The organism is Nocardiopsis tropica, from assembly GCF_042660575.1.
Classification (GTDB): domain Bacteria; phylum Actinomycetota; class Actinomycetes; order Streptosporangiales; family Streptosporangiaceae; genus Nocardiopsis; species Nocardiopsis tropica.
Map to the genome: position 1 here is coordinate 334,835 of NZ_JBHSUF010000007.1, position 14,145 is coordinate 348,979.

The following is a 14,145-nucleotide window of genomic DNA, read 5'->3' on the forward strand; positions in this document are numbered from 1 at the left end:
GGGCCGGGCGTCCCCCTCAGTCGGCCCTGATCACCGGGATCATGCCCGTGACGGCCTCGGCGCCGCTCGGCACCGGGTCGGGCAGGACGGAGCGGATCCGGCGCTGGATCTCGCGGGTGATCTTGTCCTGCTGCTCCCGGGCGTCCAGCACGAGGTAGCGGTCGGGGTCGGCCTTGGCCAGCTCCAGGAAGCCCTTGCGGACCCTGGAGTGGAACTCCACCGACTCGGACTCGATGCGGTCGGCGGGACCGCCCAGGCGGGCGAGCCCGTCCTCGGGCCGCACGTCCAGCAGTACCGTCAGGTCGGGGACCAGGCCCTGGGTGGCCCAGGAGCTGATGTCGCGGATGTCCTCGACGGACAGGTCGCGGCCCGCGCCCTGGTAGGCGAGCAGGGAGTCCACGTAGCGGTCGCTGATGACGACCGCGCCGCGGCGCAGTGCGGGCAGGATCTCCTGCTCGACGTGGTCGGCCTTGTCCGCGGTGTACAGCAGCACCTCCGCGCGCGGGGTGATGTGCGAGTTCTCCCGGTCCAGGAGCAGACCGCGCAGGCGCATGCCCAGCTTGGTCGCCCCCGGCTGGCGGGTGCCGATGACCTCGAAGCCCTGCTCGCGCAGCCACACCGTCAGCTCGCGCACCTGGGTGGACTTGCCCGCGCCCTCACCGCCCTCGACCACGATGAACGCGCCGGAGTGGACGGCCGCCTCCCCCTCGCCGTCGCTGACCGCGACGCCCCGCAGGGCGGCGAAGAGCTCGGGGAGCAGGCCGGGGCCGGCGTCGGGGCGGTCCTTGTTCATCAGGCGGTAGCAGAACAGTGCGACGAGGACGACCAGCAGGCCGGAGGCCATCAGGACGACGCCGCCGCCGCGCAGGTCGTAGGTGAGCGGGCCGATCGGGATCGCGTAGTCGCCGACGAGCCCGGCGAGCAGGGGCGCCAGCGCCATGGCGGCCGGCAGCGCGACACGGGCGGCGCCGTGCACGAAGACGACCGCGCCCTGCCGGTTCTCGTCCCCGACCTCGTCGTCGAGCAGCGCCAGGCCGGTGACCCAGGCGATGCCCGCGCCCACGCCGAGGAGCCCCGCGAGGACGGCGATGAGCACCGTGTCCCCGACGGCGCCCGTGAACAGCAGGGCCAGGCCGGAGAGGGCGACGCTCAGGCCGAGCAGGCGCCTGCGGCTGAACTGCTTGAGGACGCGGGGCCCGGCGAGCGCGCCGAGGGCCATGCCCGCGAAGACCGCCGCGAAGACGGCGCCGAAACCGGCGTTGCCCGCGCCCAGCGCCTCGAGGTGGACGCGCGCGACGCCGATGACGGCGGCGCCGCCCGCGAGCGATCCGAGCAGGCCCGCCACGAGGCCGCGCGGGAGCGGCTCGCCCCCGGGGCGGCGGCCCGTCGCCACGACGCGGAGGATCCCGCTGTCGCGGATGCCGATCCCGCCGTCCCCGGACGCCTTGTGCCCGGGGATCGGCAGCACGGCGACGACGGCCGCCGCGACGAAGAAGGTGAGGCCGTTGAGGTAGAGGGCGATGTCGGCCTCGGGGCTCGCCATGGAGGGCAGCAGCGCGCCGAGCACGTTGCCGACCGAGGCGAGGGCCGCGAACAGCAGGGCCGCGACCGGGGCCGTGCCGTAGGTGGTGAGCAGGTTCAGCCGTTCGGCCTGCGGCAGCAGCCTGCGGGGGACCAGGCCGGGGACGGCGGAGTCCTTGGCCGGCGTCCAGAACAGGGCGGCGAGCTCCGCAAGGAGGCTGGCGATGAGCAGCCACTCCAGGGCGAAGCCCGGCACGAGGAGTCCCACGACGGGGATCGAGACGTACAGGAGGCCGCGCAGGACGTCGGTGGCGACCATCGTCCACTTGCGGTCGAGGCGGTCCGCGACCGCCCCGGCCAGCGGGCTCAGCAGGATCGGCGGGGCGAGCTTGATCACCACGACGCCGCTGACGGCCGCGTACTGCACGAGCGTGGAACCGCCGGCGGTGAAGATCGCCGCCAGGGACATCAGGGCCAGGAGGCTCAGCCAGTCGCCCAGGCTGGAGAGGGAAAGCGAGATCCACAGCCTGCGGAAGGGTGTGATCGCGAGGACGTTTCGCGCCTCGACTGGCGCTCCGGGTGCAGATCTGCTCATAGCGCTCAAGATATCGGTGAGGGGGAAAGGGAACGACGGACACGGGATCCGTCCCAGAATTCGGTGGATGACGCCGGGGGGCGCACACGATTCTGCGTCCTCGGGAGTCACGCCCACACTAGTACGGAAGATCATTGCCGAACAGGGGTGGAGACGGCCCACCCGGTGCGGACACGGAGATAGTACTCACCCGGGCACCCCTTCGGGGGACGCCCGGGTGAGCGGTGTTCTTCGGTTGTGGCCGCGGCCGGAGGAGGGGCCCTGCGGCGGCTACGGGCCGTTCCCCTCCGCCGGTTCCTCGGCGGAGGCGCGGGGGACGCCGGTCTTCTTGGCCGGGGCCTTCTTGGCGGCCGTCCTGGTGGTCGTGCCGGTCTTCGCCGCCGTCGCCTTCTTGGCGGCCGGCTTCTTGGCCGGGGCCTTCTTGGCCGCGGGCTTCTTCTTGGCGGGCGCCTTGGCGCGGCGCTCGGCCAGCAGCTCCGAGGCGCGCTCGTCGGTGATCGACTCGACCTGGTCGTCCTTGCGCAGGGAGGCGTTGACCTCCCCGTCGGTGACGTAGGGGCCGAAGCGGCCGTCCTTGACGACCATCTTGGCGCCCGACACCGGGTCCTCGCCCAGCTCGCGCAGGGGCGGGGTCGCCGCGCGGCGGCCCCGCTGCTTGGGCTGGGCGAAGATCGCGCGCGCCTCGTCGAGGGTGACCGTGAACATCTGCTCCTCGGTCTCCAGGGAGCGGCTGTCGGTGCCCTTCTTGAGGTAGGGGCCGTACCGCCCGTTCTGCGCGGTGACCTCCTCGCCGTCGATCTCGCCGACCACGCGGGGCAGCGACAGCAGGCGCAGCGCGTCCTCCAGGGTGACGGTGTCCAGGCTCATCGACTTCAGGAGCGAGCTGGTGCGGGGCTTGGCCTTGGCCTTGGCGCGCTTGGGCCTGGCCTCGCCCTCGGCCTCCTCCGGCTCCTCGATGACCTCGGTGACGTAGGGGCCGAACCTGCCGGTCTTGGCCACGACGGGGCGGCCGGTCTCCGGGTCGGTCCCCAGCTCGCGGTCGCCGCTGGGCTGGGCGAAGAGCTCCTCGGCCTTGGCCTCGGTCAGCTCGTCCGGCGCCAGGTCCTCCGGCACGTTCACCCGCACGCCGTCACGGTCCAGGTAGGGGCCGTAGCGGCCCACCCGCAGCACGATGTCGGTGCCGGGGAGGGGCACGGAGCTGACCTCCTTGGGGTCGATCTCGGAGAGGTGGTCGCCCACGAGCTCCTTGAGACCGGTCTCCCGGCGGCCCTCCGTGTCCTCCCCGCCGAAGTAGAAGCGGCGCAGCCAGGGCAGGCTCTCCGCCTCTCCGCGGGCGATGTCGTCGAGCACGTCCTCCAGGCGGGCGGTGAACTCGTAGTCCACCAGGTTGCCGAAGTGGCGCTCCATCAGCTGCACCACGGCGAAGGCCAGGAAGGACGGCACGAGCGCCGTTCCCTTCTTGAACACGTAGCCGCGGTCGAGGATGGTGCCGAGGATCGACGCGTAGGTGGAGGGGCGGCCGATCTCCCGCTCCTCCAGCTCCTTGACGAGCGACGCCTCGGTGTAGCGCGCGGGCGGCCGGGTGCTGTGCCCCTCCGCCTCCAGGTTCTGCGCCTTGAGCGGGTCGCCCTCGGCCATCGCGGGCAGGCGGCGCTCGCGGTCGTCCAGGTCGGCGGCGGGGTCGTCGGACCCCTCCACGTAGGCCTTGAGGAAGCCGTGGAAGGTGATGATCTTGCCGGTCGCGCTGAACTCGGCGACCTCCCCGGTGGAGGAGGTCCCCTCGATGCGCACGGTGACCGACTCGCCGACCGCGTCCTTCATCTGGGAGGCGACGGTGCGCTTCCAGATCAGCTCGTAGAGCCGGAACTCGGGCCCGGAGAGGCCGGTCGAGGCGGGGGTGCGGAAGGCGTCGCCCGCGGGGCGGATCGCCTCGTGCGCCTCCTGCGCGTTCTTGACCTTCTTGGCGTACACGCGCGGCTTGTCGGGGAGGTAGTCGCCGCCGTACAGGCTGCGCACCTGGGAGCGGGCCGCACCGACGGCGCTGTCCGACAGCGTGGTGCTGTCGGTGCGCATGTAGGTGATGTAGCCGTTCTCGTACAGCCGCTGGGCGACCTGCATGGTCTGCTTGGCGGACAGCCCGAGCTTGCGCGAGGCCTCCTGCTGGAGGGTCGTGGTGCGGAACGGGGCGTACGGGGAGCGGCGGTAGGGCTTGCGCTCGACCGAGCGGACCGAGAACCCGGCCCCCGCCAGGCGCTCGGCCAGGCCGCGCGCCGTCGCCTCGTCCAGCTGGCGGACCCCGCGGTCCGAGCGCAGCGCGCCCTGGGGGGTGAAGTCGCGGCCGACGGCGACGCGGGTGCCGTCCACGGAGACGAGGGTGGCGGGGAAGGTCGCCGGCCCCTCGGGGACGCCCGCCTCGCTCGCGTCGAAGAGCGCCTTGAGGTCCCAGTACTCGGCGGACGTGAACGCCATGCGCTCGCGCTCGCGCTCCACCACCAGCCGGGTGGCCACGGACTGGACGCGGCCCGCCGAGAGCTTCGGCATGACCTTCTTCCACAGCACGGGGGAGACCTCGTAGCCGTAGAGGCGGTCCAGGATGCGTCGGGTCTCCTGTGCGTTGACCAGGCGGGTGTTCAGGTCGCGGGTGTTGCTCGCCGCGCGCTGGATGGCGTCCTTGGTGATCTCGTTGAACACCATGCGGCGGACGGGGATCTTGGGCTTGAGCTCTTCCAGCAGGTGCCAGGCGATGGCCTCGCCCTCGCGGTCCTCATCTGTGGCGAGCAGGAGGAGGTCGGCGTCCGCCATGAGCTCCTTGAGCTTCCTGACGTGCGACTTCTTGTCCGCGTTGACGACGTAGAGCGGCTCGAAGTCGCCGTCGACGTCCACGCCGAGCCGGGCCCAGGACTCCCCCTTGTACTTGGCGGGGATCTCGGCGGCCTTGTTGGGCAGGTCGCGGATGTGGCCGATGCTGGACTCCACGACGTAGCCGCGCCCCAGATAACCGGCGATGGTCTTCGCCTTGGCGGGCGACTCGACGATGACCAGAGCGGTGCCCGCCCCCTGCCGTCCGCTGTCCTTCGAGCCGTTCTTGCCGGCGCTGCCCTTCGTGGGTGGCACGCTGTTCCCCTACGTCTAGCCTTACGTGATCTATCCGGCCGCGGTCTGTCGGTTCCCGTGGGAACCGACAGTAACCGAAACTCCAGGCACTCCCCCGTCGATGGGCGTGCGGGGCCCTCTCCGCGTGTGCGGGGTCCACCGCCCCGGGCAGGGCGCCCGGCTCACACCCACCGGCATCCGCAGAATAAGCGCTTCGCGCACCGGTACCGGTCCGTAGCGTACGCGAGCGGTCCTGGCAACGCCCGTCGGTCAACGGTCGCCGCCTTCGTCGAGCACCCGGAACCCGTCTTGCGAGTGACTTCGGTCACACTTACAAACGTCCGAGTGCCGATATCCCCCAGAATGCGGCGAGTCCTCCCGGATATTCCCGGGAGGACTCGGCTCACGTCCTGAGCCGGCGTCGTCGCCTCCACCCTCCCGCAGTCCACCGCGTTCCAAACGGAACGGGAGTGCGGAGGCGACTCAACCTGCTCTGCGGACGCACACGGCACCGGTGTGCCGGAGCGGGGTCCCGCCCGGGGGCCACCGCCGTCCTGTGGGATTGGGCACCTCGCAGTCCACCGCGTTCCAAACGGAACGAGGCGCCGTCACCCTCCAGGCCGGTCGGCGGGCCCCCGGGCCCACCCCACGATGGTCGCTACAGGCCGACGCCCGCGGCGCCGAGCAGGGCGCCGACGGGGTCCACGCTCGGAGCCGGAGCGGGCAGCTGGTCCACGTGCTCGGGAGCGTGCTCCGCCACGGCCTGGTGCGTGGTCTCGCTCAGGGTGTAGTCGACGGGCAGCATCTGCGAGACGGGGATCTCGGGCAGGTCGCGCACGACCGGGGCGTCCTGCAGCACGCCCGACTGGTGCTCGGTCGCGCTCTGGTGCACGACCGCGGCGCCGTTGTCGGTGGAGCTGGCGCCCGCCAGGCTCGCGACGGCGGCGACGGCGTTGCCGGTCACGTTGACGGGGACGTCCGCGTGCGCGACCAGCTGGTTGCCGCCCACGGCCGAGCCGTTGCCCGAGGTGGCGACGTGGGGCTCCTCCTCCAGGACCAGGGCCCCGGTGTCGGTGGCCGCGGCGCCCGCGACGCCGCCCACGGCGCCGATCGCGTTGCCGGACACGTTGACCGGGACGTCCAGGGCCGCGACCAGCTGGTTGCCGCCCACGAGCGAGCCGTTGCCGGAGGTCGCGACGCCCGACTGGTGCTCGCGCTCGGCCGACTGGCGCAGGATGCCCGCGTCCACGCCGGAGGTGTCGGGCAGGATGCTGGCGTTCGAGACGGCCTCGTTGACCAGGTCCATCGCCGTGAGCCCGGCGGGGGCGGACTGGTGGTGACGGCCGCCGCCCTCGTGGACCAGGGCGCCGGTGTCGGTGGCCGCGGCGCCCGCGACGCCCGCCACGGCGCCGATCGCGTTGCCGGACACGTTGACCGGGACGTCCAGGTCGGCGACCAGCTGGTTGCCGCCCGCGACCGAGCCGTTGCCCGAGGTGGCGACGTCCGGGTCGTGGTCGTGCCCGTGGTGCTCGTGGCCCTGGTGCACGACGTCGTAGCCGTCGTGGCCCTGCTGGTGGGCGTGGCCGCGCTCGTCGTGACCGTGGTGGCCGTGGTGGCCGTGGTGGCCGCCCTCGTGGACCAGGGCGCCGGTGTCGGTGGCCGCGGCGCCCGCGATGCCGCCCACCGCGGCGATCGCGTTGCCGGAGACGTTCACGGGGACGTCGCCGTCCACCACGAGCTGGTTGCCGCCCAGGACGGAGCCGTTGCCCGAGGTCGCGACCTCGCCGCTGTGGTGGTCGACCACGGCGGCGCCGGAGTCCGTGCACTGGGCGCCGGACGTGCCCAGGACGGCGCTGATCGCGTTCCCGCAGACGTTGACCGGGACGTCGAGGTTGGCGACCGCCTGGTTGCCGCCCAGGATCGAACCGTTGCCCGAGGTCACGGGCTCGGTGTCGGCGAAGGCCACGCCGGTGCCCAGAGCGACGAATCCCGCCGCCATGAGCGCGGACTTCGCGGAGATGCTGGCCCACTTACGCATGTGGGGAGTCCTTTCGAGAAGACATGAAGACATGTTGAAGAGAACAGGTGTGCTTGTGCGTGCTTGTGCTCGGGCAACAGGCCGTGCCACATCCCTGGGTGGGGTGCAGGCCTCCGGCCGGGGCCGGGGATCATCCGGACGGCCTCACACCTGGGCGGTGCGTGCCGGCCGGTTCAGGAGAGCGCGCCGCGGTCGGCGCCCGCTGGTTGCGGGTGACGCGCGCGCCCCGTCGATCAGCTCCGCCCTGGTTGGGCGGCGGCTGACGTGAACCCCGAGCACGTGGCCTCGGCCGGTGCTACGGGACTCGCGTCAGCCCCCGGGCCGCGCGGGGCGGCCCGGGGAGCCGATCAGGAGCGGGCCCTGCGCCGCATCCCCGCCACGACCAGGCCGGCCCCGGCGGCGACCGCGGCGACCGCGGCGGCGACCAGGCCGAACAGGCCGGTGGAGTCGGTGCCGGTGACCGCGAGCTCCGCACCCGTGCCCTGCTCGGCGGGCTGCCCGAAGGTCTGCTCGGACCGCTCCTCCGCGGACTGCTCGAAGGACTGCTGGTCGGGCTGCTCCGCGGACGGTCCGGCCGGGGAGGCGGACGGGTCGGGCGCGGGCTGCTCGTCCACCGGCGCGGAGCTCTCCTCGGCGAGCCCCTCACGGTCCTCGGGGACCTCGGGCGGGACACCCTGGCCGGGGTCCTCACCCTCGGGGGCCTCCTCCCCGGGGTTCTCGCCCTCGGTGGACCCCCCGCCGGGGGCCTCTTCGCCGGGGGCTTCCCCGCCGGGGGCCTCCTCCGCGCCCTCGTAGCCGCCCTTCGGCCCTCGGACGGAGGACGACTTGTCCTCGATGACGGCGGCTCCGGAGTCCGTGCACTGGGCGCCGGCGAGGCCGAGGATCGCGATCGCGTTCCCGCAGACGTTCAGCGGGACGTCGAGGTCGGCGTTGAGCTGGTTGCCTCCGCCGATGGAGCCGTTTCCGCTGGTGACGGTGTCGGCGTAGGCGGTTCCGGCGGTGGCGGCGGCCGTGGCGGCGATGAAGCCGGCGGTCACCAGGGCGGCGATACGTGCTTGTGTCTCGTGGGTCATCGCGTGTCCTTATGTCAGCGAGAAGGATCGGCTGGCTACACGTGTGACCGCGGTCGGAGAGCTTCAGGCTCTGGGAAAGCCGGTGAGAAGGCACGCCCGCCGGAGTCGGCGGGACGGCTGCGTGCGGGAGCGCACGGACCGGCCGCGGTCGGGGACGCGGCTAGTCGGGGGCGAAGCTGGGGTCGTCCGCGGCGTCGCGGACGACCAGGGTGGGGTCGCCGGGAAGGGCGACCCGCTGGGCACGGGGAGCCAGGTGGGCGGCCCGGGCCATCAGGAACCCGGCGGCGCCGGGCGCGGGGAAGGACGGGGCGGCGGCGCCGGTGGCGTCCGCTCCGGCCGAATGGTGCGAGCCGCCTCCGCCGATGAGGCGGATGCGCTCACCGGGGTCGTCGTCATGCACCCGCTCGGCCGCCTCGACGGCGGCCGAACTCCATGCGGACGGCACCGCGGAAGCGCTGGTGTCCACCGCCGTACCGGGACGGGGCGCATCGGCGCCCCGAGCGGTCTCGGCGGCGGCGCGCTCGACGGCGGGGCCGGCCGGGTCTATGGGGAGTTCGTCGGTGGCGGCGAGGACGGGCAGACCCAGGGGGGCCGTCGCGTTCGCGGCCCCGTCGATGCCGCCCTGGACGACCCGTGTGGACTCGGTCAGCCCGGCGGCGACCGTGTCCACGAGTCCGCTGTCGCGCAGCGAGCCGTCGGTGGACCGCACCACGTCCTGACCGGTGCGGGCGATGCCGCCGACGAGGCTTCCCGCGCCGCGGGCGGTCCCGTCCACGGTGGCCGCGGTGTCGTCCACGACCCTGGCCGCCGCGGCTCCCGCCCTGCTCTCCTCCAGCGCGGACGAGACACCCGTCTCGTCCAGGGCGCGGGAGGGAAGGGCGGCGGCCCGGGGCGCCACGGCCCCGGTCAGCGAACCGGTCGCGGAGCCCGCACCGGCGGCGGCGTCGGAGACCCGGGTCTTCCGGAGCTCCTGGGTCGCGGCCCGGCCGGCGTCCTCCGCGGTGTCGCCGACGCCCATGACGCGGTCGACGAGGCCGTCGGAGCCGGGAGCGGTGTCGCTGTGGGCGACACCGATCCCCCCGGCCAGCCAAGCGACGGCGACGATGCCGGACAGGAGCAGCAGACGGGCGCAGGCGTTGCGGGACACACAGGCAGCGCGACCGGTCGACACCAGCCACCCCCTGCCCGTGAGCACCATGACGCCCTCTCGTTTCGCTGCCGCTGGACGGTCCCGTGCGGCTGGGCCGCCACGGTCGTACCGGTGCCGCTCCGACCCGCGCGGAGGCGGGAGGGAGAACCACGACACCCTCGAACTCAAAGCAACCGTAGCATCACGTTGGGTGATGCAACACCGAAACGTGAACCGCGCCGAAAAAGTTTTCGGCGCGGTTCACCAGGCACGACACCGCAAAACGCGTCGAGGTCAGCTCAATCCGACGAAACGGTCCAGGACCCTGACGCCGAACTGGAGGCCGTCCACCGGGACCCGCTCGTCCACGCCGTGGAACATGCCCGCGAAGTCCAGCTCCGGGGGGAGCTTGAGCGGCGCGAAGCCGTAGTTGCGCACGCCGAGGCGGGAGAAGCTCTTGGCGTCGGTCCCGCCGGAGAGGCAGTAGGGGACGGCCTTGGCCCCCGGGTCCTCCGCCAGCAGGGACTCCGACATGGCGTTGACCAGGCCGCCCTCGAAGGGCGTCTCCACGGCCGGCAGGTGGTGGATGAACTCGCGGTCGACCTTCGGGCCGAGCAGCTCGTCGATCTTCGCGAAGTACGCGTCCTCGGTGCCCGGCAGGAAGCGGCCGTCGATCTGGGCGGTGGCCTCGCCCGGGATGACGTTGGCCTTGTACCCGCCCCCCAGCACCGTCGGGTTGAGGGTGTTGCGGAGGGTGGCGCCGATCATGCGGGAGATCGGACCCAGGCGGGCGACCGTGGCGTCGACGTCCTTCTCGTCGAAGGGGATGCCGAACTCCTCGCAGATCTCCTCCAGGAAGGTCCGCACGGTCGGGGTGAGGTCGAGCGGGAACTCGTGCCGGCCCAGCCGCGCGACCGCCTCCGCCAGCTCGGTGACGGCGTTGTCCCTGTTGGTCATCGAACCGTGCCCGGCCGTGCCGCGCGCGGTCAGCTTCATCCAGGCGATGCCCTTCTCCGCGGTCTCCACCAGGTAGAGGCGGCGGTCCTCCTTCACCGTGAACGAGAACCCGCCGACCTCGCTGATCGCCGAGTCGCAGTCGGCGAACAGGTCCGGGTGCTCGTCCACCAGGTACTGGGCGCCCCAGGTGCCGCCCGCCTCCTCGTCGGCGAGGAAGGCCAGGACGATGTCGCGCGGGGGGCGGCGTCCCTCACGGAGCCGCTGGCGCAGCATGGCCAGGACCATCGCGTTCATGTTCTTCATGTCGACCGCGCCGCGGCCCCACACGCACCCGTCGGCGACCTCCCCCGCGAAGGGGTGGTGGGTCCAGTCCTCGGGCGCCGCGGGGACGACGTCCAGGTGGCCGTGGATGAGCAGCGGGGGGCGGGTGGAGTCCTCCCCCGTGATCCGGGCCACGACGTTGCTGCGCCCCGGGTGCTTCTCGTAGATCCTCGACTCGACGCCGACCTCGTCGAGCTTGGCGGCGACGTACTCCGCCGCCTTGCGCTCCCCCGGCCCCGAATGGTCGCCGTAGTTGGAGGTGTCGAACTCGATGAGCTCCCGGCACAGGTCGACGACCTCCACCTCCGCCGCGCTCAGGACCCTGTCTGGCTCTGCCATCTGACGCTCCCGTCCAGCCGCACCTTTTGCCGTGCTGTCACCCCGACCCTGCCATGGAGGCCCCCCGGCGGAAAACCTGGTTCGTGCCACCCCAGACTTTTGCTATGGTTGACCTGTACGGCGCGGCAGGCGCCGGACACCCGGTCCGGGTGGCGGAATAGGTAGACGCGCTAGCTTGAGGTGCTAGTGCCCGTTAAGGGTATGGGGGTTCAAGTCCCCCCTCGGACACAAACAGAAGGCCCTGGTACCAGGGCCTTTTTTGTTGTCCGGGCCCTGTCGGCCGGACCCGCGGCGGGGCCGCGGCCCCTCAGGCCACCAGGCCGTGGCGGTAGGCGTAGACGACGGCCTGGACGCGGTCGCGGAGCGCGAGCTTGGCGAGGATGCGCGAGACGAAGGTCTTGACGGTCTCCTGGCTGATCACGAGGGCCCCGGCGATCTCCCTGTTGGAGAGGCCGTCCGCGATGAGGCGCAGGACCTCCAGTTCGCGGGGGGTCAGCGGGGTGTCGTCCGGGGAGCCCCCGGCCGGCCGGACACGGGCGGCGTACCTTCCCACGAGCTGGCGGGTCACCCCGGGGTCCAGCAGCGCCGCGCCCGAGGCCACGGTCCGGATGCCGTGCAGCAGCTGCCCGGGCGGCGCGTCCTTGAGCAGGAACCCGCTCGCCCCCGCGCGCAGCGCCTCGTAGACGTACTCGTCCAGGTTGAACGTCGTCACCACGAGCACCTTGACGGGTGCGCGCACCCCGGCGCCGGCCAGCAGGCGGGTGGCCCCGATGCCGTCGAGCACCGGCATGCGCACGTCCATCACCACGACGTCCGGACCCAGCCGGCCGCTGAGGTCGACCGCGGTCCGCCCGTCCCCGCACTCGCCCACGACCTCCATGTCGGGCTGGGCGCCGATGATCGTCACCAGCCCCGTGCGGATCAGCACCTGGTCGTCGCAGACCAGGACCCGGATCGGCGCGGTCACGAGCGGTTCCCCGCGGGTATGCGCGCCCTCACGACGAAGCCGCCCTCCGGCCCGGGTCCCGCCTCCAGGTCGCCGCCCAGGACGTCGACCCGCTCGCGGAGCCCGGCGAGGCCGCGCCCGCTCCCGCCGGGGGAGCCGGTCCGCGGGCCGGGGCCCTCCGTGCCGACCTCCACGGTGATCTCCTTCTCGCCGTGGCGCACCAGGACCGAGGTGCGGCTGCCCCGGGCGTGCTTGAGGGCGTTCGTCAGGGCCTCCTGCACGACCCGGAAGGCCACGAGGTCGGCGCCGCCCGTCGACTCGGCGGGGGCGCCCTCCTCGGAGAACTCCACCGGCTGCCCGGCCCGGCGCGTCTGCTCCACGAGCGTGAGGACCCGGCCGACGGGGGGCGTCCTGGCCCCGGTGCCGTGGTCGGGGTTGAGGAGGTCGAGCAGGCTCCGCAGGTCGGTGATGGCCCTGCGGCCGGTGTCGGTGACGGCGGTCAGCGAACCGTCGAGCCGCTCGGGGTCCGCGGTCAGGTAGCGCGCCGCCTCGGCCTGCACCACCATCGCGGTCACGTGGTGGGTGACGACGTCGTGGAGCTCGCGCGCGATGCGGGTGCGCTCGGCGGTGCGGGTGTCCTCGGCGACGCGGCGGCGGCGTTCGGCCTCCATGGCCCGGGTGGACCGCAGCCACGCCCCGATGCCCCACACGAAGGCCAGCGCCAGGTAGAACGTCGCGAAACCGACCGGCGTCTCGCCCGTGCCGAGCTGCGCGAGCGCCGCCCACAGCACCGCGTAGGCGGCCGTCAGGACGAGCACGGTGGCGCGCCGGCGCCGTTCCAGGTGGGCGCCCGCGCTCAGCACCGCGATGGCCAGCCCCGTGCCGGCGAGCGTGTGGTAGCCCATGAGCTGGTCGACGGCGAAGCCCGCGGACACCAGGGCGAGGGAGGCGGCCGGCCACCGCCGGCGCAGGGCGAGCGGAAGGCACTGGAGGGCGATCGCCACGACGGCGAGCAGGTCGAAGGGGCGGTCGGGGACGCCCCCGAGCATCGTCCCGTGGTTGTGGAGCGACGGCACGAACGACGCGGCGAAGAACACCAGTCCCAGCGGGAGGTCCCGGACCGTGACGTCGAGGCCTCGCCACAGTTCCGCGGCCCGCCGTAGATCGATCACCGGAGGAAGTGTAGTGGCGGATCCGCCCCCGTCCGCGCGGCGGGGGACGGGGCCGCCGCGCCGTGCGCCCGGCCCCGGGCGGACCCGTGACGCGGTGTCACTGGTGGCGCCGCCGGGCGGGGGGAATACTGGGGGAGATCCCGCCGCCGATCCCGGAGAGCCCCGCATGGACACCAGTCGCCCGCGCGTTCCGCCGGCGGTCGCCGCGGCCGCGGGTCCGCCCGTCCGCCCGGGGCCCCGCCCCCTCCCGGCCTCCCCGGTCCGCGCCCCGGGCGGGTACCGGTGACGCCGTCCCGGTCCGGGGCCAGCACGATGTCCGAGCACGCCGACGCGTCCCGGGGGGAGTTGCGCACCGTCAACCTCGGCATCGTGTTCGCCTCGCTCTCCACCGTGGGGGCGCTCCTGGTGGTGATCGACGCGCCGACCTGGTGGCAGGCCCTCGTCCTGGCCCTGGGGGTGGCGACGGCGGCGGTGACCGTCACGCGGTGGGCGGAGGGCCGCGTCCCCCGTGTCCCGTTCCCGGCCCTCGCCGTCACCGGGGCCGTGTGGCTCTTCGGGGTCCTGGTGGCGGAGACGCCGACCGCGTCCTACGGCTTCGCCGTCGTGGGGACCGTCGCCGTGCACCAGGCGCACCGCCGCCGGACGGCGGCCGTGCTGGGGCTGGCCGGCTTCGTGGCCGCGGTCCTCGCGGCGAGGCTGGCGGTCGCGCCGGGGGAGGTCGTCGACACCCTGTTGGAGTACGTCGTCGGCTCCGCGGGCATCGCCGTGGTGGCGGTCGTCCTCACCTCCCTCACCCAGATGGTCTCGCGCCTGGTCGCGGAGCTGGAGGAGTCGAGGGAGCGCGAGGCGGAGCTGGCCGTGGCGCGGGAGCGGATGCGCTTCGCCAGCGACCTGCACGACATCCAGGGCCACACGCTGCACGTGGTCAAGCTCAAGACCGCGCTGGCCCGCCGGCTGGTGC

Annotated in this window: 9 protein-coding genes and 1 tRNA gene; 2 read left to right on the forward strand and 8 right to left on the reverse strand. The window is 73.4% G+C overall.

From position 1 onward, the window contains the following. Window positions 1-16: 16 nt before the first annotated feature. From tmk to ACFQBR_RS14130, 6 genes are all read right to left on the reverse strand, one after another. Entirely contained in the window at window positions 17-2,116 is a 2,100-nt protein-coding gene (gene tmk / locus ACFQBR_RS14105; protein WP_344177057.1) for a dTMP kinase, read from the reverse strand. A gap of 270 nt (window positions 2,117-2,386) precedes the next feature. Beyond that, window positions 2,387-5,230, reverse strand: a complete 2,844-nt coding sequence (gene topA / locus ACFQBR_RS14110; RefSeq protein ID WP_344177055.1) for a type I DNA topoisomerase — start codon at window positions 5,228-5,230, stop codon at window positions 2,387-2,389. A 637-nt stretch (window positions 5,231-5,867) separates the two neighbouring features. Further along, the gene (locus ACFQBR_RS14115) at window positions 5,868-7,247 is read right to left on the reverse strand and encodes a hypothetical protein (RefSeq protein ID WP_344177053.1); all 1,380 of its coding nucleotides are present in this window, start codon (window positions 7,245-7,247) and stop codon (window positions 5,868-5,870) included. A gap of 347 nt (window positions 7,248-7,594) precedes the next feature. After that, window positions 7,595-8,320, reverse strand: coding sequence for a chaplin family protein (locus tag ACFQBR_RS14120; RefSeq protein ID WP_344177050.1), 726 nt, complete (start codon window positions 8,318-8,320; stop codon window positions 7,595-7,597). Between the two features lie 160 nt (window positions 8,321-8,480). Continuing rightward, window positions 8,481-9,518, reverse strand: coding sequence for a hypothetical protein (locus ACFQBR_RS14125; RefSeq protein ID WP_267946882.1), 1,038 nt, complete (start codon window positions 9,516-9,518; stop codon window positions 8,481-8,483). Window positions 9,519-9,743: 225 nt separating this feature from the next. Next, the gene (locus tag ACFQBR_RS14130) at window positions 9,744-11,066 is read right to left on the reverse strand and encodes a M20/M25/M40 family metallo-hydrolase (protein ID WP_267946883.1); all 1,323 of its coding nucleotides are present in this window, start codon (window positions 11,064-11,066) and stop codon (window positions 9,744-9,746) included. Between the two features lie 143 nt (window positions 11,067-11,209). Here ACFQBR_RS14130 and ACFQBR_RS14135 point away from each other — a divergent pair. Next, a tRNA-Leu gene (locus ACFQBR_RS14135) sits at window positions 11,210-11,294 on the forward strand. 79 nt (window positions 11,295-11,373) lie between these two features. Here ACFQBR_RS14135 and ACFQBR_RS14140 read toward each other — a convergent pair. Both ACFQBR_RS14140 and ACFQBR_RS14145 read right to left on the reverse strand, forming a co-directional pair. Further along, window positions 11,374-12,033, reverse strand: coding sequence for a response regulator transcription factor (locus tag ACFQBR_RS14140; RefSeq protein WP_344177048.1), 660 nt, complete (start codon window positions 12,031-12,033; stop codon window positions 11,374-11,376). After that, window positions 12,030-13,184: a sensor histidine kinase gene (locus tag ACFQBR_RS14145; RefSeq protein WP_344177046.1), complete on the reverse strand. Its 1,155-nt coding sequence runs from the start codon at window positions 13,182-13,184 to the stop codon at window positions 12,030-12,032. The genes ACFQBR_RS14140 and ACFQBR_RS14145 overlap by 4 nt, the downstream gene beginning before the upstream one ends. 312 nt (window positions 13,185-13,496) lie before the next feature. Between ACFQBR_RS14145 and ACFQBR_RS14150 the strand changes: the two genes are divergently transcribed. Then, window positions 13,497-14,145 (forward strand): histidine kinase (locus tag ACFQBR_RS14150; RefSeq protein ID WP_378553540.1); only part of this gene is annotated, 649 nt, incomplete at its 3' end.

Bases quoted from the DNA above. Each gene is read 5' to 3' on its own strand.
- tmk (WP_344177057.1), bottom strand. From the start codon at position 2,116: ATGAGCAGATCTGCACCCGGAGCGCCAGTCGAGGCGCGAAACGTCCTC.
- ACFQBR_RS14115 (WP_344177053.1), bottom strand. From the start codon at position 7,247: ATGCGTAAGTGGGCCAGCATCTCCGCGAAGTCCGCGCTCATGGCGGCG.
- ACFQBR_RS14120 (WP_344177050.1), bottom strand. From the start codon at position 8,320: ATGACCCACGAGACACAAGCACGTATCGCCGCCCTGGTGACCGCCGGC.
- ACFQBR_RS14125 (WP_267946882.1), bottom strand. From the start codon at position 9,518: ATGGTGCTCACGGGCAGGGGGTGGCTGGTGTCGACCGGTCGCGCTGCC.
- ACFQBR_RS14130 (WP_267946883.1), bottom strand. From the start codon at position 11,066: ATGGCAGAGCCAGACAGGGTCCTGAGCGCGGCGGAGGTGGAGGTCGTC.